This is a genomic window from Mycobacterium sp. IEC1808, assembly GCF_002101935.1.
Classification (GTDB): Bacteria; Actinomycetota; Actinomycetes; order Mycobacteriales; family Mycobacteriaceae; genus Mycobacterium.
The window spans coordinates 1-18,175 of the sequence record NZ_LQPV01000032.1 but is presented as its reverse complement, the minus strand read 5'-3'; the positions used below and the strand labels follow the sequence as shown (position 1 = coordinate 18,175).

Genomic DNA, 18,175 nt, shown 5'->3' with positions numbered 1-18,175 from the left:
GTCGAGTGTCGCGCTGGCGTGACGCTCGCGAGCGGTTGCGCGCCGGCCCCGGTGCGGGCTACTTCGCGCTCCTGATTGCGTCGAACACGCCGGGATCGAGCAGCGTCGACGTGTCACCCAACTCGCGTTTTTCGGCGACGTCGCGCAACAGCCGGCGCATGATCTTGCCGCTGCGGGTCTTGGGCAGTTCGGGCACCACGTGGATCTCGCGCGGCTTGGCGATGGGGGAGATCTCGCGGGCCACCTCGGCGCGCAGCTCGTCGACGATCCCGTCGTGCACCTGGTACTCGGCGCACAAGACGACGAACGCGCAGACGGCTTGGCCCGTGGTCTCGTCGGTCTTCGCGACCACCGCCGCTTCGGCCACTCCGTGGTGGCCGACGAGCGCCGACTCCAATTCGGCGCTCGAGAGCCGGTGCCCCGACACGTTCATCACGTCGTCGATGCGGCCCACCACCCAGATGGCGCCGTCGCGGTCGTAATAGGCGCTGTCGCCGGCGAAGTACCAGCCCTGCTCGGCGAATCTGGACCAGTAGGTCTCGACGTAGCGCTCCGGATCGCCCCAGATGCCGCGCAGCATCGATGGCCACGGCTGGTCCAAAACCAAGTAGCCGGTGATGTGTTCGCCGTGATGGACGGCAGGCGTCAGTCGATCGCCGTGGTCGTCGACGATGCTCGCGGAGATGCCCGGCAATGCCCTCATCGCCGAACCCGGTTTGGCCGCGGTGACCCCGGGCAGCGGGGAGATCATCGCGGCGCCCGTTTCGGTCTGCCACCAGGTGTCGACGATGGGCAGGCGGTCGGCGCCGATCACCGTGCGGTACCAGCGCCACGCCTCGGGGTTGATCGGTTCGCCCACCGTGCCCAGCACTCGCAGGCTGGACAGGTCGTGCGCGTCGGGGATCTCGCGTCCCCACTTCATGAACGTCCGGATGAGCGTGGGCGCGGTGTAATAGATTGTCACCCCGTACTTTTCGATGATCTCGAAATGCCGGTGTTGGGTCGGCGAGTCGGGCGTTCCCTCGTACAGAACCTCGGTGACCCCGTTGGACAGCGGGCCGTAGACACCGTAGGTGTGTCCGGTGACCCAGCCGATGTCGGCGGTGCACCAATAGACGTCGCTCTCGGGTTTGACGTCGAAGACGTAGTAATGCGTGTAGGAGGCTTGGGTCAGGTAGCCGCCGCTGGTGTGCACGATGCCCTTGGGCTTGCCGGTGGTGCCCGAGGTGTAGAGCAGGAACAGCGGCTGCTCGGCGTCGAATGCCTCGGGGGTGTGTTCGTCCGAGGCGGCGTCGACGACATCGTGCCACCACAGGTCGCGGTCGTCGTTCCAGGACACGTCAATTCCGGTGCGCCGCACCACCAGAACGCGCTCGACCGAGCTATCCGGATCCGAGACCGCCTCGTCGGCCGCCTCCTTCAGCGGCGCCGGCTTGCCGCGGCGGAACTGCCCGTCCGTGGTGATCACCAGCTTGGCCTGGGCGTCGGCGATGCGGGCCCGCAACGCCTTGGCGGTGAAACCGGCGAACACGACGCTGTGCATGACGCCCAGGCGCGCGCAGGCCAACATCGCGACGACGGCTTCGGGAATCAAGGGCATGTAGATGGCGACGCGGTCGCCGGCGACCAGGCCGAGGTCAGTCAGCGCGTTGGCCGCCTTGCACACCTGTTTCTGCAGATCGGCATAGGTCAGGCTGCGGCTGTCGCCGGGCTCGCCCTCCCAGTGGATGGCGACGCGATCCCCGTGTCCGGCCTCCACGTGGCGGTCCACGCAGTTGTAGGCGACGTTGAGCTTGCCGTCGGCGAACCATTTGGCGAAGGGCGCCTCCGACCAGTCCAGGATCTCGGTGAACGGTGTCGCCCACGAGAGCCGGTTGGCCTGCTTGGCCCAAAACGCCAGCCGGTCCTGCTCGGCCTCGCGGTAGAGCTCCTCACCCGCGTTGGCCTGCTCGGCGAACTGCGCCGACGGCGGATAAGACGTCGGTCCTTCGGTGTGGGTGGCGGTCACAGGATTCCTCCTAGCGTCGAGGCTCGTCAACCGTCAGTGAGCCTAGACCTTCCTGATGAAAAGCCGCCGCCCGATCCGGGGTCAAACACGCCCGCGTGCCGCATAATCACCGATGTGCCGGGACTGCACGCGCGGCGACCAGCCCTCAGCTTCGCCGCGGCCGCAACGGCTTACGCGGCGGCGACGATGTCGGGGTCGCCCGCGTGGGCCGAGCCGTCCGACGCCATCGACCAGCCGACGCCGTGCTGGTCGGAGCAGGTCGCCGTCAGCGCTTCCCCGACGCAGGCCGCCGTCGGCCACCGCGGCGTGACGCTGCTGTTCGCCCTCGCCGGTGGCGCGGACCCCTGCACGCTCACCGGTTACCCGAGCGTTGACTCGGGCAGCGGCGGGCCGCCCATCCACGCCCAGCCGACGCCGCGCGGCTACCTGGGCGGGTTACCCGCCGGCGCCGACGACCCGCCGACGGTCACGCTGTCGCTGTCGACGCAGGGCCAGGCGGTCGTGGAGGGCGTCGCCGTCGACGCCGACGGCAAGCCGTGCCCCGGCTACACCGACCTGGCCGTCAGCCCTCCGGCCATCCTGCAGGTGTTCACCGTGCCGGCAGCCATCGATGCGTGCCGGCTGGAGGTCCATCCCGTCACTGCGGGTTGATGCCGGTCAGGTGCGTGCCAGGCAGTAGACGCGCGGCGGCACCGGATAGGCGATGGCCTTGTCGCCGGGCGCGCACCGTGTTGTGTCCGTGCTGCCGTCGAAGCGCTGAACGACTCGGTCCAGGGACGGCTGGGGCTCGGCGCAGTCGTCCGGCCTCATCGTCAGGTTTTCGGCGCCGTTGGTCAGCTGGTAGCAGCGGCCCTGCTGGAGGTTGAGCGCGAAGCACAGGATGGCGGAGTCGTCGGTGTATCGGCTGTAAACGGAGTTATCGCGTTTGCCGTCCGGGCAGTTCGCCGTGGGGCTGCCCTTGTAGGCGAGTTGATAGGTATTCGCCGGGTTCGCGCAGTCGTTGGCCGGGCTGGAACTGAAAGTCCTTGCGAGAAACTCGTTTTGGTCGATGCACTGGCCCACCGGCATGGACTTGTCGGCGTCGAACAGGCTCCGTTTGTTCAGTCGCACGAGGTTTCCCGCGATTCCGAGCGCACCCAGGGTGAGCAGCACGGCACCGACGACGATCAGCGTGGTGGCCCACTTCGCAGGTCGGGACTCCGGCGCATCCGGGGGGCCGGCGGTGACGGCCCGCGCGCTGCGCGCGCGTAACCCGATAATCAGACAGACCACACCGATAGCCGGAACGCCCAACACCACCGCCAGATATCCGACCTGAACGCCGACTTCGTGCGAGGTCACAGCGTCATCCTAGCGGCGACGCGGTGCGCCGGTTCGCCATCGCCGACCAGGCGCGCCCGTTCGGTTCGGGGGCCCCGCAGGCCTTAGGGTCGCTGGCATGCGTCGGATGCGGGCCGCGCTGGCCGTCCTTGCCGCCGGGATGCTGGTGGCCGGGACGCTGGCCGGCTGCGGCGGCGGCATGCTCAGCCCCGATCTGGTGGTGGTCAACAGTGGGGAGCCACCGAACCCGTTGATTCCGACCGGTACCACCGACAGCCTGGGCGGGCGGATCCTCGATCGGCTGTTCGCCGGCCTGGTCTCCTACGATGCCGCCGGGAAACCTTCGCCAGAAGTGGCGCAGTCGATCGAGACCACCGACAACATCAACTACCGGATCCTGCTCAAACCGGACTGGAAGTTCACCGACGGCTCGCCGGTGACGGCCCACTCGTTCGTCGACGCGTGGAACTACGGGGCGCTGAGCACCAACGCCCAACTGCAGCAAGACTTCTTCAGCCCGATCGACGGGTTCGACGAGGTCGCCGGTGCCGATGCAAAGCGGACCACCATGTCCGGGCTGCGGGTGGTCAACGATCTCGAGTTCAGCGTGCGCCTCAAGGCGCCGACCGTCGACTTCGTGCTGCGGCTGGGCCATAGCGCGTTCTACCCGTTGCCGGACAAGGCATTTCGGGACATGGTGGCGTTCGGACGCAACCCGGTCGGCGACGGCCCATACCAGCTTTCCGACGGACCCGACGGGCCGGCGTGGGAGCACAACGTGAAAATCGACCTGCGGCCCAACCCCGGCTACCACGGCAACCGCAAGCCGCACAACAAGGGCCTGAGGTTCGAGTTCTACGGCAACCTAGACACCGCCTACGCAGACCTGCTGTCAGGCAATCTCGATGTTCTGGACACGATTCCGTCGAGCGCTCTGACGATCTACAAGCGTGATCTGGGCGGTAACTTCGCCAGCGGTCCGGTCGCGGTGAGCCAGTCGCTCGACACGCCGCTGCGGCTGCCGCACTTCGGCGGCGAGGAGGGCCGGCTGCGCCGGTTGGCGTTGTCGGCGGCCATCAACCGTCCGCAGATCTGCCAGCAGATCTTCAACGGAACCCGCAGCCCGGCACGCGATTTCACCGCCCGGTCCCTACCCGGGTTCGATCCGAACATCCCGGGCAACGACGCGTTGGACTTCAACCCCGAACGGGCCCGCCAGCTCTGGGCGCAGGCCAATGCGATCTCGCCGTGGAGCGGCCGCTACCTGATCGCCTACAACGCCGACAGCGGCCATCAGGAGTGGGTGGACGCGGTCGCCAACAGCATCAAGAACGTGCTGGGCATCGATGCCGCCGGCGCGCCACACCCCACTTTCGCGGGATACCGCACCCTGATCACCAACCACACGATCGACACCGCGTTCCGCGCCGGCTGGATCGGGGACTACCCGTCGATGATCGAGTTCCTTGCCCCGCTGTACGCGACCGGTGCGGGATCCAACGACGTCGGATACTCCAGCCGCGAATTCGACGCCGCGCTGGCCGCCGCCGAGGCCGCGCCCAGCCTGCCGGAGGCGGACACGTTGACCAACGCCGCACAGCGAATCCTGCTGCACGACATGCCCGCCGTGCCGCTCTGGTATTACATCGCCGTGCTGGGCTGGTCGTCCGCGGTGCGAGGCGTCACGGTGACATGGAACGGCATGCCCGACTACGAGAACATCGTCAAGGCCTGAAATGGGTTGGTACATAGCGCGCCGGATCGCCGTCATGGTGCCGGTCTTCCTCGGCGCCACGCTGCTGATCTACGGCATGGTCTTCCTGCTACCAGGTGACCCGGTGGCCGCGATCGCCGGAGATCGGCCGCTGACTCCCGCGGTGGCCGCCGCGCTGCGCGCCCGTTACCACCTCGACGATCCCTTCCTGGTCCAGTACCTGCGCTACCTGGGCGGCATCTTCCGCGGCGACCTGGGCCGCGCCTACTCCGGGCTGCCGGTCAGTTCGGTTCTGGCACATGCCTTTCCGGTGACCATCCGGCTGGCGCTGATCGCCCTGGTGGTGGAGGCGGTGCTCGGGATCGGCTTCGGCGTGATCGCAGGCTTGCGCCAGGGCGGGATCTTCGACGCCACGGTGCTCATCACCGGGCTGATCATCATCGCGATCCCGATTTTCGTGCTCGGCTTCCTGGCGCAGTTCGTGTTCGGCGTGCGGTTGGGTATCGCGCCCGTCACCGTCGGCGAGCGGGCGACATTCGGGCGACTGCTATTGCCCGGGATCGTGCTGGGCGCCGTGTCATTCGCCTACGTGGTGCGGTTGACCCGTTCCTCGGTGGCCGCGAACGCGCACGCGGACTACGTCCGGACCGCCACCGCCAAGGGGTTGTCGCGGCCCCGGGTGGTGACGGTGCACATCTTGCGAAACTCGCTGATCCCGGTGGTGACCTTCCTGGGCGCGGATCTGGGCGCGTTGATGGGCGGGGCCATTGTGACCGAGGGCATCTTCAACATCCACGGCGTCGGCGGTGTGCTGTATCAGGCGGTCACCCGGCAGGAGGCGCCAACGGTGGTGTCCATCGTGACGGTGCTGGTGCTGATCTATCTGGTCACCAACCTGCTGGTGGACCTGCTGTACGCGGCCCTGGACCCAAGGATCCGCTATGGATGAGCACTCCGGCTTCTGGGGCGAGACCTGGCGCAAGCTGCGCCGGCGGCCGAAGTTCTTCGCCGCCGGTACCCTGATCCTGTTCGTCGTTGCGGTGGCGGCGTTTCCGTCGTTGTTCACCGGGGTCGACCCCAGCTATGCCGATCCCGCCCAGAGTCTGCTCGGGCCGTCGTCGACGCACTGGTTCGGCACCGATCTGCAGGGCCACGACATCTACGCGCGCACCGTCTACGGAGCGCGCGCGTCGGTCTCCGTCGGGCTGGGCGCCACGCTGGTGGTGTTCGTCGTCGGGGGTGCGGTCGGCGCGCTCGCCGGCTTCTACGGCGGCTGGGTCGACGCGGTGGTCTCCCGCGTCACCGACGTGTTCTTCGGATTGCCGCTGCTGTTGGCCGCCATCGTGCTGATGCAGGTCTTGCACCACCGCACGGTGTGGACGGTGATCGCCATCCTGGCCCTGTTCGGCTGGCCGCAGGTGGCCAGGATCGCCCGCGGTGCGGTGCTCGAGGTCCGCGCCAGTGATTACGTGCTGGCCGCGAAGGCTTTGGGATTGAACAGGTTTCAGATCTTGTTGCGCCACGCGGTGCCCAACGCGCTAGGCCCGGTGATCGCGGTGGCGACCATCGCGCTGGGCATCTTCATCGTCACCGAGGCGACGCTGTCCTACCTCGGCGTCGGGCTGCCGACGACGGTGGTGTCGTGGGGTGGTGACATCAACGTCGCGCAAACCCGGCTGCGGGCCGGTTCGCCGATACTGTTCTATCCGGCCGGTGCGCTGGCGATTACGGTGCTGGCGTTCATGATGATGGGTGACGCCCTGCGCGACGCCCTCGACCCGGCGTCGCGGGCGCTGCGCGCATGAACACGCAAGGCGCGCCGCTGCTGTCGGTCGAGGGCCTGGAGGTTCGGTTCGGAGCGAACGCGCCCGTCGTGTGCGGCGTGGACCTGACCGTGCTGCGCGGTCAGACCGTCGCGGTGGTCGGCGAATCCGGATCCGGGAAATCCACGACCGCCGCCGCGATCCTCGGCCTGCTTCCGCCCGGCGGCCGAATCTCGGCCGGCCGCATCGTGTTCGACGGCCGCGACATCACCGGCGCCGACCGTCGGCTGTTGCGCTCGATCAGGGGCCGAGTCATCGGCTACGTGCCACAAGATCCGATGACCAACCTCAACCCCGTGTGGAAGGTGGGTTTCCAAATCCGGGAAGCGTTGCGGGCGAACACCGATAGCCGCGAGACGCGGCGCCGGGCAATTGAGTTGCTGGCCGAGGCGGGCATGCCGGATCCGGCCAAACAGGCCGGCCGGTATCCCCATCAGCTTTCCGGCGGCATGTGCCAGCGCGCGCTGATCGCGACCGGGCTGGCCGGACGGCCCAAGCTGCTCATCGCCGATGAGCCGACGTCTGCGCTGGATGTCACCGTGCAACGGCAGGTGCTCGACCACTTGCAGGGGCTCACCGACCAACTCGGCACCGCGCTGCTGCTGATCACCCACGACCTGGCGCTCGCCGCCGAACGGGCCGAGTCGGTGATCGTCGTCCATCGCGGCGTGGTGGTGGAATCCGGTGCGGCGCAAGCCATCCTGCGGGAGCCCCGACACGAATACACCCGACGGCTGGTGGCCGCCGCCCCGTCGCTGACACCGGCACCGTCCCGCACCCGGGCGGAGCCCGCCGAGGACATCCTCGTCGCCTCGGAACTGACCAAGGTCTACCGGGAGGCGGGCGGGGTGCCTTGGCGGCGGTCGGAGTTTCGCGTCGTCGACGCGGTGTCGTTTCGGCTGCGCCGCGCGAGCACCCTGGCGATCGCGGGCGAGTCGGGGTCGGGGAAGTCGACGCTGGCGCGGATGGTGCTGGGTCTGTTGCGACCCACCTCGGGCACCGTGGTTTTCGACGGCACCCGGATCGACGACGAGTTGGACCGCGAAGCGGCGCTGGCGTTTCGCCGGCGCGTGCAGCCGGTGTTCCAAAACCCTTACAGCAGTTTGGATCCCATGTATTCGGTGTTCCGCGCCATCGAGGAGCCGCTGCGGATCCACCGCGTCGGTGACCGCAAGCAGCGCGAGCGGGCGGTGCGCGAACTCGTCGACCACGTCGCATTGCCGTCGTCGGTGTTGCGCCGGTTGCCGCGCGAACTGTCGGGCGGCCAGCGGCAGCGGGTGGCGATCGCGCGGGCGCTGGCGCTGCGGCCGGAGGTGCTGGTGTGCGACGAGGCCGTTTCGGCGCTCGACGTGCTCGTGCAGGCGCAGATCCTCGAGCTGCTGGCCGACCTGCAGGCCGAGTTGGGCCTGACCTACCTGTTCATCAGCCACGACCTGGCGGTCATCCGGCAGATCGCCGACGACGTCCTGGTGATGCGGGCCGGCCGGGTGGTGGAGCAGGCGCCCACCGAGGAGCTGTTCACCCGGCCCGCCCACGAGTACACCCGCCGGTTGTTGGAGGCCATTCCCCGTCCCCGATAGGTTGGCAACCTGTGACCGCTGACCCCCTGGCCCCGCTGCTGGCACTCCCCGGCGTCGCCGAGGCCAGCGACCGGGCCCGCGACGCGCTGGGCCGCGCCCATCGCCACCCGGCCAACCTGCGGCGCTGGCCGGTGACGGCCGCCGAAGCGGCATTGCGCGCGGCGCGCGCGTCCTCGGTGCTCGATGGCGGTCCGGTGCGGCTGGACGATCTGGCGGACGCCGCGCAGGTCAGCGAGCCGGTTTTCGGCGGGGCGCTGCGGGTGGCCCAGGCGCTGGAGGGCGGGGGAGGGCCGCTGGTCGGGATCTGGCAGCGCGCGCCGTTGCAGGCGCTGGCCCGCCTGCACGTGCTCGCGGCGGCCGATCAGGTCGACGAGGATCGGCTCGGGCGTCCTCGGCCCGGCGCCGAGGTTGGGCCGCGGCTGGAGTTGCTGGCGGAATTGGTGACGGGCCGTACGTCCGCGCCGGCACCGGTGGTGGCCGCCGTCGCGCATGGAGAGCTGATGACGCTCAAGCCGTTCGGCAGTGCCGACGGCGTGGTGGCGCGAGCCGTGTCACGGCTGGTGACGATCGCCAGCGGGCTGGACCCGCACGGGCTGGGCGTGCCCGAGGTCAGTTGGATGCGGCAGCCGGCCGACTACCGCGACGCCGCACGCGGATTCGCCGACGGCACACCGGACGGCGTCGGCGCCTGGCTGGTGCTGTGTTGCCGGGCGCTTCAGGCCGGCGCGCAGGAGGCTTTGTCGATCGCCGAATCGCTGCCGAATCGATAGCCGATGGCACCGAAATCGGTGGCGCGGAATTTGTTTCACAAATGTAAAGCGGGCGACGTCCCGAATTATTCGGTCCGCCGCCCGCTAGCACGGAACTCGGTTACCAAGCGTGCATTTCTGGGCTGCGTGGGTTGGCCTCGGCGATCTTGCGATGCTTCCGGCTGCAACCCCACCCAAAGGGCCGTCGACGCCTTTCACTTTTCGCAATTACGCAGGCCCGCAACACTTCTGCCATTATCGCGGCTATGACTCCGCGTGGGTGCCGGGTTCCGTGCTGGGCGCCAGGTTCGGGAGAACGATCCTTCTCTTCCGGATCGACCTTGGCCTCACCGGGCTTCCGTGGTTCCTTTGTACTACTAGTCCCCTAGCACATCAAGGCCTAAATGCGAAGCAAAAATCTATTGCCCGAATTGCATGTTTGCTGCGCGGCTAAAAGGCGAAGCGGCGTAGCAACGAGTAGGTGACCGCGCCGGCGGCGAGCGCCGTGACGCCGACTGCGGCGGTGGTCGCGATCGCGGCGCCCGAGGGTGCCGGGATCCGGTCGCGCAGCGACACCGGGCGGGAAAACATCAACACGGGCCAACCTCGCTCGGCGGCTTCTTTGCGCAAGGCGCGGTCCGGATTGACCACGCTAGGGTGGCCGACGGTTTCTAGCATCGGCAGGTCGGTGATCGAGTCGGAATAGGCGTAGCAGTGCTCCAGCGGGTAACCCTCGCGCGCGGCCAGCTCGCGGATCGCTTGCACCTTGCCTTCGCCGTAGCAGTAGAACGCGATCTCGCCGGTGTACTTGCCGTCGTCGACGACCATCCGGGTCGCCATCGCATGCGTGGCGCCGAGCGCCCGGGCGATGGGCGCCACGATCTCCTCCCCGGACGCCGAGACGACGACGACGTCGCGGCCGCAGAGTTTGTGCGCGGCGATGAGGTCCGCGGCTTCGGCGAACACCAGCGGGGTGACGATGTCGTGCAGCGTCTCGTTGACGATCGACTTGACCTGTTCCACGTCCCAGCCGGCGACCATGTTCGTCATGTGGATGCGCATCCGGTCCATCTGGTCATGATCAGCACCGGAGAGCAGATAGATGAACTGGGCGTAGCTGGACTTGAGCACGGCGCGGCGGTTGAGCAGTCCCTGGTTGAAGAAGGGTTTGCTGAAAGCCAGCGTGCTGGACTTGGCGATGATGGTTTTGTCCAGGTCGAAGAAGGCGGCTGTGCGGGCGCGAGGAGCGGTGGTTGCAGGTGTTTCCGGTGAGGTTTGCTGCCGCGCGGCCGAGTCGGAGACGGTCACCGATCCAGCATAGGTCGGCGGTCCGACGGCGCCGTGGAGTTAGGCCCAAAACGGCCGCTCACGAAGGGCCCAAGAACATACTCTCGGTATTTTTGCGGCTCAACGCACCTTTCGTAAGAACAACTACTTGCGTTAGTGCGGACTGTCATGTGTATAGTAAGCATTACTCGGCCTGAGCCGAGGGTGCATCAGCCCGACCCCCCGGGGCTGATACACGACGACCCTCGCCTCCTCCCCCCCTGGCGGGGGTCGTCCCTTTTCTGGGGTAAGTTTTCCCGCCGCAATCGGGCGTGACGCATTGGCCGCCGGGCGTTGCGGGAAAGCGTCCCATCCGCCCCGGCTGAGCTCCCGGGCCACGCGTTTGTACACACTCGCGTCTCTATCCCCAAATCCGGCTTTGGGACTGGTGTGCCAAGGTCACGGCCCCGCAAGGTGGGTTGGTGACGAGCAACATCCGCCCGAAAGCGGCGGCTTCATCGGGCGTGCTGGCGGTGCTGGCGGACCCGGAGTTGCGCGACGAACTGGATCGGGTGGCCGCCGCGGTCGGCGTCCGGGTGGTCCACGCCGGCGGGTCCGCGGTGGGTCGGAAGGCATGGTCGGCCGCCGCCGCGGTGGTGTTGGACGAGTCGGCAGCGGAGCGGTGCGGGCGGGCGGTGCTGCCGAGGCGCGCCCATGTCAGCGTCCTGACGATCGCCGAACCCTCGGCAGCGGCCTGGGCGGCGGCCGTCGCGGTCGGCGCTGAACACGTTCTAAAGCTGCCCGACCAAGAGCGCGAGTTGATCGGCGAGCTCGCTGAGGCCGGCGAGGCCGCGCGCGACGACACCCCGCGCGGCGAAGTCGTCGCCGTCATCGGGGGCTGCGGCGGAGCCGGCGCGTCGGTGCTCTCGGTCGCGGTCGCGCGGGCCGCCGGCGACGCCCTGCTGATCGACCTCGACCCGTGGGGCGGCGGCATCGACTTGCTGGTGGGCGCCGAGAGCACACCCGGGGTGCGCTGGCCCGACCTGACGCTGCAGGGCGGCCGGCTCAACTGGCCGGCCGTGCGCGAGGCGCTGCCGCGGCACGGCGGAATCAGCCTGCTGTCCGGCACCCGGCGCGGGTCCGAGGTGGGCGGCGCGGCGGTGGACGCCGTCGTCGACGCCGGACGCCGCGGCGGCGTCACCGTGGTCTGCGACCTTCCCCGCCGCCTCACCGACGCAACGCAGGCCGCGCTGGACGCCGCCGACCTCGTCGTCGTGGTCACCCGCTGCGACGTGCGCGCCTGCGCGGCGGCCGCGGCCATGGGCCCGACGCTCGCCGCGATCAATCCCAATCTCGGGCTGGTCGTGCGGGGCCCCTCGCCGGGCGGATTACGGGCGGCCGAGATCGCCGACGTCACCGGCCTGCCGCTGCTCGCGTCGATCAGGGCCGAGCCGCAACTGGTCCGGCAGCTGGAGCGCGGCGGCCTGCGGTTGGGCCGCCGCGGTCCGCTCACCGCGGCGGCACGTCGGGTGCTCGCGGTGCTGCCCGCGCGGCGAAAGTGGCTGGCGGCGTGAGCGGCTCGCTGATCGAGCGGGTGCGCGAGCGGTTGGCAGCCGAATCGGTCCCGCTGCGGCCCAGCGTGGTGGCCGCCGCGATCCGGGCCGAGTCCGGCGGGATGCTCGGCGATACCGAGGTCCTGGCCAACCTGCGCCTGCTGGAAACCGAGCTGACCGGTGCCGGCATCCTCGAACCGCTGTTATGCGCGGACGGCACCACCGACGTCCTGGTGACCGCGCCCGACGCGGTCTGGGTCGACGAGGGGAACGGGTTGCGGCGCAGCGGCATTCGGTTCGCCGACGAGGCGGCGGTGCGGCGCCTGGCGCAGCGGCTGGCGCTGGCCGCCGGCCGGCGCCTCGACGACGCCCAGCCCTGGGTGGACGGCCAGCTGACCGGCATCGGCGCCGGCGGGTTCGCGGTGCGCTTGCACGCTGTGCTGCCGCCCGTCGCGGCCGGCGGCACCTGCCTGTCGCTGCGCGTATTGCGCCCGGCCACTCAGGATTTGACGGCCCTGACCGCGGCGGGCGCGATCGATCCGCGTGCCGGTGCGCTGATCGGCGACATCATCGCCGCACGGTTGGCGTTCCTGGTGAGCGGCGGCACCGGCGCCGGCAAGACCACCCTGCTCGCCGCGATGTTGGGCGCCGTGCCGGCCACCGAACGGATCGTCTGCGTCGAGGACGCCGCCGAGCTCGCGCCCCGGCATCCGCATCTGGTCAAGCTGGTCGCGCGCTGCCCCAACGTCGAAGGCGTCGGCGAGGTCGCGGTGCGTGAACTCGTCCGGCAGGCGTTGCGGATGCGGCCCGACCGCATCGTGGTCGGCGAGGTCAGGGGCGCCGAGGTGGTCGATTTGCTGGCGGCGCTGAACACCGGCCACGACGGCGGCGCGGGCACCGTGCACGCCAACAATCCGGGCGAAGTTCCCGCCCGGCTGGAGGCGCTGGGCGCGCTCGGCGGCCTGGGCAGAGCGGCGCTGCACAGTCAGCTGGCCGCGGCGGTGCAGGTGCTTCTGCACGTCACTCGGGACCGGACCGGTCGCCGTCGGCTCGGCGAGATCGCCGTGCTGCGCCAGGTCGACGGGCAGGTGCGAGCGGTCACCGTGTGGCACGCAGATCGGGGTATAACGGACGACGCGGGGGACCTGCATCGCCTGCTGCGCGGTCGGATGCCGGCATGACCGGCCTCGCGGTCGGCGCGCTGCTGTTATCCCTTGCGCTGCTGGTGCTTCCGTCGTCGTCGCGGCGCCGGCTGCCGAGACCGGCGCGGGTTCGCCGGCCCCCGGCCGCTGGGGCCGCGGTTGCCTGCGTAGCCTTCGGACTTGCCGCGGCCGCCGTCGCGCTGCTGTCCTGGACGGCGGTCCTCGCCGCGGGGGTGATCGGCGCGACAGTGGTCGTGCGTTACCGACGTCGCCGCCGGATCCGCCGAGCCCTGGACGAGGGCCGAGCCCTGGAAACCGCCCTCGACGTACTGGTCGGCGAGCTGCGGGTGGGCGCGCACCCGGTGCACGCGTTCCACGTCGCCGCCGAGGAAACCATTGGGGCGGTCGGCACGTCGCTGCGGGCGGTTGCGGCGCGGGCCCGATTAGGCGCGGACGTCACGGCCGGCCTACGGGCCGCGGGAGGATCGTCGACGCTGCCCGCGCAGTGGGATCGGCTCGCGGTGTGCTGGCAGCTGGCCAGCGACCAGGGGCTGGCGATCGCCACCCTGATGCGCGCCGCGCAGCGCGATATCGCCGAGCGGCAACGCTTTTCGGCTCGCGTGTCCTCGGGCATGGCCGGGGCGCGCGCCACGGCGACGATACTGGCGGCCCTGCCGGTGCTCGGTGTGCTGTTGGGTCAGTTGATCGGGGCCCGACCGCTGAGCTTTCTGCTGGACGGGCGCGCCGGGGGCTGGCTGCTGGTGATCGGTTCGATGCTGTCCTGCGGGGGGCTGCTGTGGTCGGACCGCATCACGGATCGGGTCGGCGCATGACTACCGCACTGCTGCTCGCCGCTGCGCTCTTGATCGGCCCCGGCCCGTCGGCGGTCCGGGCGCGTGCCGGAGTCCGGGCCGGCGGCCAATTTCGGGGGAGGTCGCCGCGCCGCGGTCCGGACCCGCTGGCGGTCGCCTCCAGCCTCGACGTGCTGGCCGTATGTCTGGAGGCCGGCATGGCGGTGTCGACGGCAGCGGCCGCGACCGCCCCGTCCGCACCGCCGAGGCTGGCCGGGGTGTTGCGCCGCGCCGCGGACATGTTGGCGCTGGGCGCCGATCCCGCTGTGGCATGGGCGGTTCCGCCGACCGGGTCAGTCGACCCGCAAATCGATGCCCTGCTGCGGCTGGCGCGGCGTTCGGCCGCGTCGGGCGCGGCGCTGGCCCGCGGCGTCGCCGAGTTGGCCGATCAATCCCGCCACGAGGCCGCGCATGCGGCGACCGCGGCCGCCGAGCGGGCCGGGGTGCTGATCGCCGGGCCGCTCGGGCTCTGTTTCTTGCCGGCATTCGTGTGCCTGGGCATCGTCCCGGTGGTCGCGGGGCTGGCCGGTGACGTCTTGCAATCGGGCCTGCTGTGAAAGGAAGGGAAGGCATTGATGGTCAACAGGTTTCGCGCGCTCCTGGCGCGGGTGGTCGTGCTGGCGACAGACGAGTCGGGCATGTCGACGGTCGAGTACGCGATCGGCACCATCGCCGCGGCCGCGTTCGGCGCGATCCTCTACACCGTGGTCACTGGCGACTCGATCGTCTCGGCGCTGACGAACATCATCGGTCGCGCGCTCAACACCAAGGTCTAGCGGGCTGTGCGGGCGCGAGCACCGTTGAGGCGGCGCTGGCGATCGCCACGCTGGTCGTGGTGCTGGTGCTGTGCCTGGCCGGGGTCACCGCGGTGTCGATGCAGGTGCGCTGCGTCGATGCGGCCCGCGAGGCGGCCCGGCTGGCCGCGCGCGGCGACGAGCGCTCGGCCCTCGACGCCGCCCGGCGGATCGCGCCCGTGGGCTCGCGGGTCCAGGTGCGCCGGGACGGCGATTTCCTGGTGGCCACCGTGGTGGCGCGCTCGAACCTGTTGCCCTCGTTGGACATTGCCGCCAAGGCGGTCTCGGCGGCCGAGCCCGGCCGATGATCGCGGCTCAGCGACGGTACTCGCCGCCGCGATGGTGGGGGTGCTGCTCTCGGTCGCCTTGGCGGGCACCTATGTCGGCTCCGTGGTGGTGGCGCGTCACCGGGCGCAGGCGGCGGCTGACCTGGCCGCCTTGGCCGCGGCGGCCGGGCTTCCCTCCGGGGCTGCGGCGGCGTGCGCCCGCGCGACGATGGTGGCGCGCGAGATGCGGGTCGACGACGCGCGGTGTGCAGTCGACGATCTCGACGTCGTCGTGACCGTCGAGGTGCGTGTCGCCTTCGCCGGCACGGCGCGAGCGGCCGCGCGGGCGGGCCCCGCCGGCACCGGCTAGGCCGTCTCGCCCGGCGTTGTCGTGAGCCCCGCGGCGGAGACTTCCTCGTTGGTCGGCAACCGCAGCGCGACCAGCCCGGCGAACGTGTCGGGTTCGAGTTCCACCCTGTTGACGGTGACGTGCACGGGCACCCAGTCGTCGTCGTGGCCCCGCATGCGCAGCACCCGGCTGGTCGGGCCCTCGACGAATTCCTTTGTCATGGAGGACTGTAGGTGCTCGTCGTCTGGGTGGACCTTCGGCCGGTCCGTCTTGCTCCCGCGCCAGTCGTAGAACGGGCACGGCTCGTCGAGCCATTTGAGCAGCGCCCAGTTGTCCAGGTCGACGAGCGCCCGGTGGACTCCGGCCTGGGCCAGCCCGTTGAGGATCCGTTGCGCGAGATCGTCCGTGGACACCATCGGGCCCTTGAGTACCGAGCGCCAGTTCATCGCTCGGGCGATCAGGTGGTCGCGGCCGTCCGGCCCGGGCTCCACGGCGGTGCGGGCGACGAAGCCGATCCGAATGGGATTGCCCTGCCAATCGGTGACATCCCAAGTGCTGCAGATTGTTTGGTCGGGCTTGGCCCGAACCGCCATGGCGAGCACCTTGGTTTCGTTCGGGTTGAGCTCTCGCGAGGGAAGGTCCTCCGCGAAGGCGCGGCCGAAGGTCACCTCGACGTCGGGATTCTTGCCGCTGTTGGTCAGCGATTGCCGGGTATCGGTGGCCACACCGAGGGTGAGGTCCCACTTGAGCGGGCCGGGGATCGGCCGTTCGGACGGCTCCGCGTCGGCCGGCCCGGTCCACACGTGTACCCCGTGAATTTGGCCGTCGGACATCACCACCGGCTCCGTGCGGATGACACGGTCGCGCTTGGTGGTGATGCTGGTCAGGCTCTGGCCGGTCTGCACCGACTCGGCGATCGCGGTCCGGACGGCCGCGAGATGCGGGCTGCGGCGCAGGAACGTCGTGATCGGGATGAGGTTTTTGAGTTGGCGCCCCTGCGCGACGACGGCGGGTTCGCCGCCCAACGTTTCCACGAGCAACCAGTCGTGGGCCATGGGCGCATTTTACGGCGGTGCGACGGCCGTCTACGCCGGCGCCGGACCGCCGCCGTCGGGATTGCGTATTCGCCCGTTCGTCGCCCCGCGCGGTGGTACGTTGAGGTTTCTTCAGCAGTGAGGAATGGCGCCCATCACGACGCATGTTCGTGGAGGTCGACCGTTGAGGGGTCGGTCGCCGTCCCGGTATTGCCTGGCGTAAACCGCCGTCCGACCTTCGTACGCTGCCGTCGTTACGGCAACCCGTTAAACCCGTTCAGCCCCAGCAGCCGGCCGCCATTCCCACCCGCGCCGGCGTTGCCGGCGATGGGGCCCGTCCCGCCATTGCCACCGTTGCCGCCGTCGCCGACGACGACGGCGTTGCCGCCGGCACCGCCTTGGCCGCCGCTGCCGGTGCCGCCCTGTCCACCGGACCCGCCGGCACCCCCGTCGCCCAATAGCAGCCCGCTGGTGCCGCCGCCTCCGCCGCTACCCCCGTTGGTAATTCCGGTTCCGCCCGCACCGCCGGCGCCGCCGAACCCGAACAGCCCGGCCGCGTTGCCGCCCGTTCCGCCGGCGCCGCCCGAGGTGGCAAAGCTGCCGCCACCGGCCCCGCCGGCGCCGCCGAACCCGAACAGGCCTCCGCCGGCGCCGCCGTGCCCGCCCGCGCCGCCGGCGCCCAGGTTGGCGCCCTGGGTGAATCCGCCGGTGCCGCCCTGGCCGCCGCCGCCGAACAGCAGGCCGGCATTGCCACCGGCCCCGCCGGCCCCACCCGCGTCATTGCTGCCGTAGCCGCCGTCTCCGCCGGCCCCGCCGGATCCGCCCAACAGGCCGGCGTTGCCGCCCTTCCCACCGGCCCCGCCGGCGTCGATGCCGAACCCACCGGCACCGCCCGCGCCGCCCGCGCCATGGCCAACCAGCGCGCCGAGCAGCCCGCCTGTTCCGCCGTTCCCGCCGGCGCCGCCGTTGCCGCCGGTGCTGCCGCCGCCGACGCCGCCGGTCCCGCCGGCGCCGAAGATTCCGCCCGCCCCGCCGGCGCCGCCGGTGCCGCCGGCGCCTTGGGTGCTCGGTCCGCCCGCTCCGCCGAATCCGCCGGTGCCGGACAGCCAGCCGCCGGCCCCGCCGTGGGCCCCGCTGCCCGCGGCGCCGGGCGTGCCGTTGCCGATCAACGGGCGCCCGGTGAAGGTCTGGAACGGCGCGTTGACGGCGCTCAGTACCTGCTGTTGCGCGGCGTGCAGCGGCGAGGTGGGAGCCGGAGCGTTGAATCCGTCGAGGCCCAACAGCTGCCCACCGATGCCGCCGACACCGGTGGCGCCCGCGGCCGGGCCGGTCCCGCCGACACCGGCGTTCCCGCCGTCGCCGATCAGCACCGCGTTGCCGCCGGTCCCGCCGCTCCCGCCGGCACCGTTGGGACCCTGGCCGCCACCCCCACCGGCGCCGCCGTTACCGAAGAGCAGGCCGCCCCGGCCGCCGGTCCCGCCGGTGCCGCCGGTGCCGGCAAGGTTGGCGTCGCCGCCGGCTCCGCCGATGCCGCCGAAGCCGAGTAGGCCGGCCTTCCCGCCCGCCCCGCCGTCGCCACCGTTGGCCACTTCGCCGAATCCGCCGGCGCCGCCGGCCCCGCCGCTGGAGAAGAGCAGACCCGCGTTGCCGCCGGCGCCACCGTGGCCTCCGGTTGCCCCGCCCATGCTCGCGCCGCCGGCCCCGCCGGCGCCGCCCTGGCCGAACA

General features: G+C 70.7%; 17 protein-coding genes and 1 pseudogene. 13 read left to right on the top strand and 5 right to left on the bottom strand.

The annotated features are described in order from the left end of the window. Positions 1-58 precede the first annotated feature (58 nt). The gene (acs, locus tag AWB92_RS18885; RefSeq protein ID WP_085188366.1) at positions 59-2,008 is read right to left on the bottom strand and encodes an acetate--CoA ligase; all 1,950 of its coding nucleotides are present in this window, start codon (positions 2,006-2,008) and stop codon (positions 59-61) included. Between the two features lie 114 nt (positions 2,009-2,122). Here acs and AWB92_RS18880 point away from each other — a divergent pair, with 114 nt between their 5' ends. Further along, a complete protein-coding gene (locus AWB92_RS18880) occupies positions 2,123-2,659 on the top strand; it encodes a DUF4232 domain-containing protein (RefSeq protein WP_173817448.1) in 537 nt (178 codons plus the stop codon). 6 nt (positions 2,660-2,665) lie between these two features. Here AWB92_RS18880 and AWB92_RS18875 read toward each other — a convergent pair whose 3' ends face one another. After that, positions 2,666-3,349 (bottom strand): hypothetical protein, encoded by a 684-nt coding sequence (locus AWB92_RS18875; protein ID WP_085188362.1) that lies wholly within the window; start codon positions 3,347-3,349, stop codon positions 2,666-2,668. A gap of 97 nt (positions 3,350-3,446) precedes the next feature. Here AWB92_RS18875 and AWB92_RS18870 point away from each other — a divergent pair, with 97 nt between their 5' ends. The 5 genes from AWB92_RS18870 to AWB92_RS18850 are packed head-to-tail and all read left to right on the top strand — an operon-like array spanning position 3,447 to position 9,215. Continuing rightward, on the top strand, positions 3,447-5,063 hold the full coding sequence (locus AWB92_RS18870) for an ABC transporter substrate-binding protein (RefSeq protein ID WP_085188360.1): 1,617 nt from the start codon (positions 3,447-3,449) through the stop codon (positions 5,061-5,063). A gap of 1 nt (position 5,064) precedes the next feature. Beyond that, positions 5,065-5,991, top strand: coding sequence for an ABC transporter permease (locus AWB92_RS18865; protein WP_068184628.1), 927 nt, complete (start codon positions 5,065-5,067; stop codon positions 5,989-5,991). Continuing rightward, on the top strand, positions 5,984-6,847 hold the full coding sequence (locus AWB92_RS18860) for an ABC transporter permease (RefSeq protein ID WP_085188358.1): 864 nt from the start codon (positions 5,984-5,986) through the stop codon (positions 6,845-6,847). The genes AWB92_RS18865 and AWB92_RS18860 overlap by 8 nt, the downstream gene beginning before the upstream one ends. Then, a complete protein-coding gene (locus AWB92_RS18855) occupies positions 6,844-8,445 on the top strand; it encodes an ABC transporter ATP-binding protein (RefSeq protein WP_085188356.1) in 1,602 nt (533 codons plus the stop codon). The genes AWB92_RS18860 and AWB92_RS18855 overlap by 4 nt, the downstream gene beginning before the upstream one ends. A gap of 11 nt (positions 8,446-8,456) precedes the next feature. Beyond that, positions 8,457-9,215, top strand: coding sequence for an oxidoreductase (locus tag AWB92_RS18850; protein WP_085188354.1), 759 nt, complete (start codon positions 8,457-8,459; stop codon positions 9,213-9,215). A 429-nt stretch (positions 9,216-9,644) separates the two neighbouring features. Here the strand turns inward: AWB92_RS18850 and AWB92_RS18840 are convergent, their stop codons facing one another. Further along, a complete protein-coding gene (locus AWB92_RS18840) occupies positions 9,645-10,502 on the bottom strand; it encodes an HAD-IB family hydrolase (protein ID WP_068108608.1) in 858 nt (285 codons plus the stop codon). A 491-nt stretch (positions 10,503-10,993) separates the two neighbouring features. Between AWB92_RS18840 and ssd the strand changes: the two genes are divergently transcribed. Genes ssd through AWB92_RS30615 form a run of 7 tightly spaced genes read left to right on the top strand, consistent with a single transcriptional unit; the run spans position 10,994 to position 15,436 of the window. After that, positions 10,994-12,034, top strand: a complete 1,041-nt coding sequence (gene ssd / locus AWB92_RS18830; RefSeq protein ID WP_085188401.1) for a septum site-determining protein Ssd — start codon at positions 10,994-10,996, stop codon at positions 12,032-12,034. Beyond that, positions 12,031-13,194, top strand: a complete 1,164-nt coding sequence (locus AWB92_RS18825; RefSeq protein WP_085188397.1) for a TadA family conjugal transfer-associated ATPase — start codon at positions 12,031-12,033, stop codon at positions 13,192-13,194. Before ssd ends, AWB92_RS18825 begins: the two co-directional genes overlap by 4 nt. Continuing rightward, positions 13,191-13,988 (top strand): type II secretion system F family protein, encoded by a 798-nt coding sequence (locus AWB92_RS18820; RefSeq protein ID WP_085188349.1) that lies wholly within the window; start codon positions 13,191-13,193, stop codon positions 13,986-13,988. The genes AWB92_RS18825 and AWB92_RS18820 overlap by 4 nt, the downstream gene beginning before the upstream one ends. Further along, positions 13,985-14,563, top strand: a complete 579-nt coding sequence (locus AWB92_RS18815) for a type II secretion system F family protein (RefSeq protein ID WP_193791410.1) — start codon at positions 13,985-13,987, stop codon at positions 14,561-14,563. The genes AWB92_RS18820 and AWB92_RS18815 overlap by 4 nt, the downstream gene beginning before the upstream one ends. 18 nt (positions 14,564-14,581) lie before the next feature. Next, positions 14,582-14,782: a DUF4244 domain-containing protein gene (locus tag AWB92_RS18810; protein ID WP_085188347.1), complete on the top strand. Its 201-nt coding sequence runs from the start codon at positions 14,582-14,584 to the stop codon at positions 14,780-14,782. A gap of 35 nt (positions 14,783-14,817) precedes the next feature. Further along, complete coding sequence (locus tag AWB92_RS30620) at positions 14,818-15,108, top strand: TadE family type IV pilus minor pilin (protein ID WP_081665329.1); 291 nt, start codon at positions 14,818-14,820, stop codon at positions 15,106-15,108. Positions 15,109-15,139: 31 nt separating this feature from the next. Then, the gene (locus AWB92_RS30615) at positions 15,140-15,436 is read left to right on the top strand and encodes an Rv3654c family TadE-like protein (RefSeq protein WP_241523515.1); all 297 of its coding nucleotides are present in this window, start codon (positions 15,140-15,142) and stop codon (positions 15,434-15,436) included. On the opposite strand, the gene AWB92_RS18800 is transcribed toward AWB92_RS30615, so the two are convergent. Further along, the gene (locus AWB92_RS18800; protein ID WP_085188343.1) at positions 15,433-16,470 is read right to left on the bottom strand and encodes a PAS domain-containing protein; all 1,038 of its coding nucleotides are present in this window, start codon (positions 16,468-16,470) and stop codon (positions 15,433-15,435) included. The genes AWB92_RS30615 and AWB92_RS18800 overlap by 4 nt on opposite strands. Before the next feature lie 233 nt (positions 16,471-16,703). Beyond that, positions 16,704-18,175: pseudogene (locus tag AWB92_RS18795) on the bottom strand (PE family protein); the annotation flags it as partial.

Excerpts from the sequence above, each read along its gene's own strand:
- AWB92_RS18870 (WP_085188360.1), top strand. The coding sequence starts at position 3,447 with ATGCGTCGGATGCGGGCCGCGCTGGCCGTCCTTGCCGCCGGGATGCTG.
- AWB92_RS18865 (WP_068184628.1), top strand. The coding sequence starts at position 5,065 with ATGGGTTGGTACATAGCGCGCCGGATCGCCGTCATGGTGCCGGTCTTC.
- AWB92_RS18860 (WP_085188358.1), top strand. The coding sequence starts at position 5,984 with ATGGATGAGCACTCCGGCTTCTGGGGCGAGACCTGGCGCAAGCTGCGC.
- AWB92_RS18855 (WP_085188356.1), top strand. The coding sequence starts at position 6,844 with ATGAACACGCAAGGCGCGCCGCTGCTGTCGGTCGAGGGCCTGGAGGTT.
- AWB92_RS18820 (WP_085188349.1), top strand. The coding sequence starts at position 13,191 with ATGACCGGCCTCGCGGTCGGCGCGCTGCTGTTATCCCTTGCGCTGCTG.
- AWB92_RS18815 (WP_193791410.1), top strand. The coding sequence starts at position 13,985 with ATGACTACCGCACTGCTGCTCGCCGCTGCGCTCTTGATCGGCCCCGGC.
- AWB92_RS18810 (WP_085188347.1), top strand. The coding sequence starts at position 14,582 with ATGGTCAACAGGTTTCGCGCGCTCCTGGCGCGGGTGGTCGTGCTGGCG.
- AWB92_RS30615 (WP_241523515.1), top strand. The coding sequence starts at position 15,140 with ATGGTGGGGGTGCTGCTCTCGGTCGCCTTGGCGGGCACCTATGTCGGC.
- AWB92_RS18800 (WP_085188343.1), bottom strand. The coding sequence starts at position 16,470 with ATGGCCCACGACTGGTTGCTCGTGGAAACGTTGGGCGGCGAACCCGCC.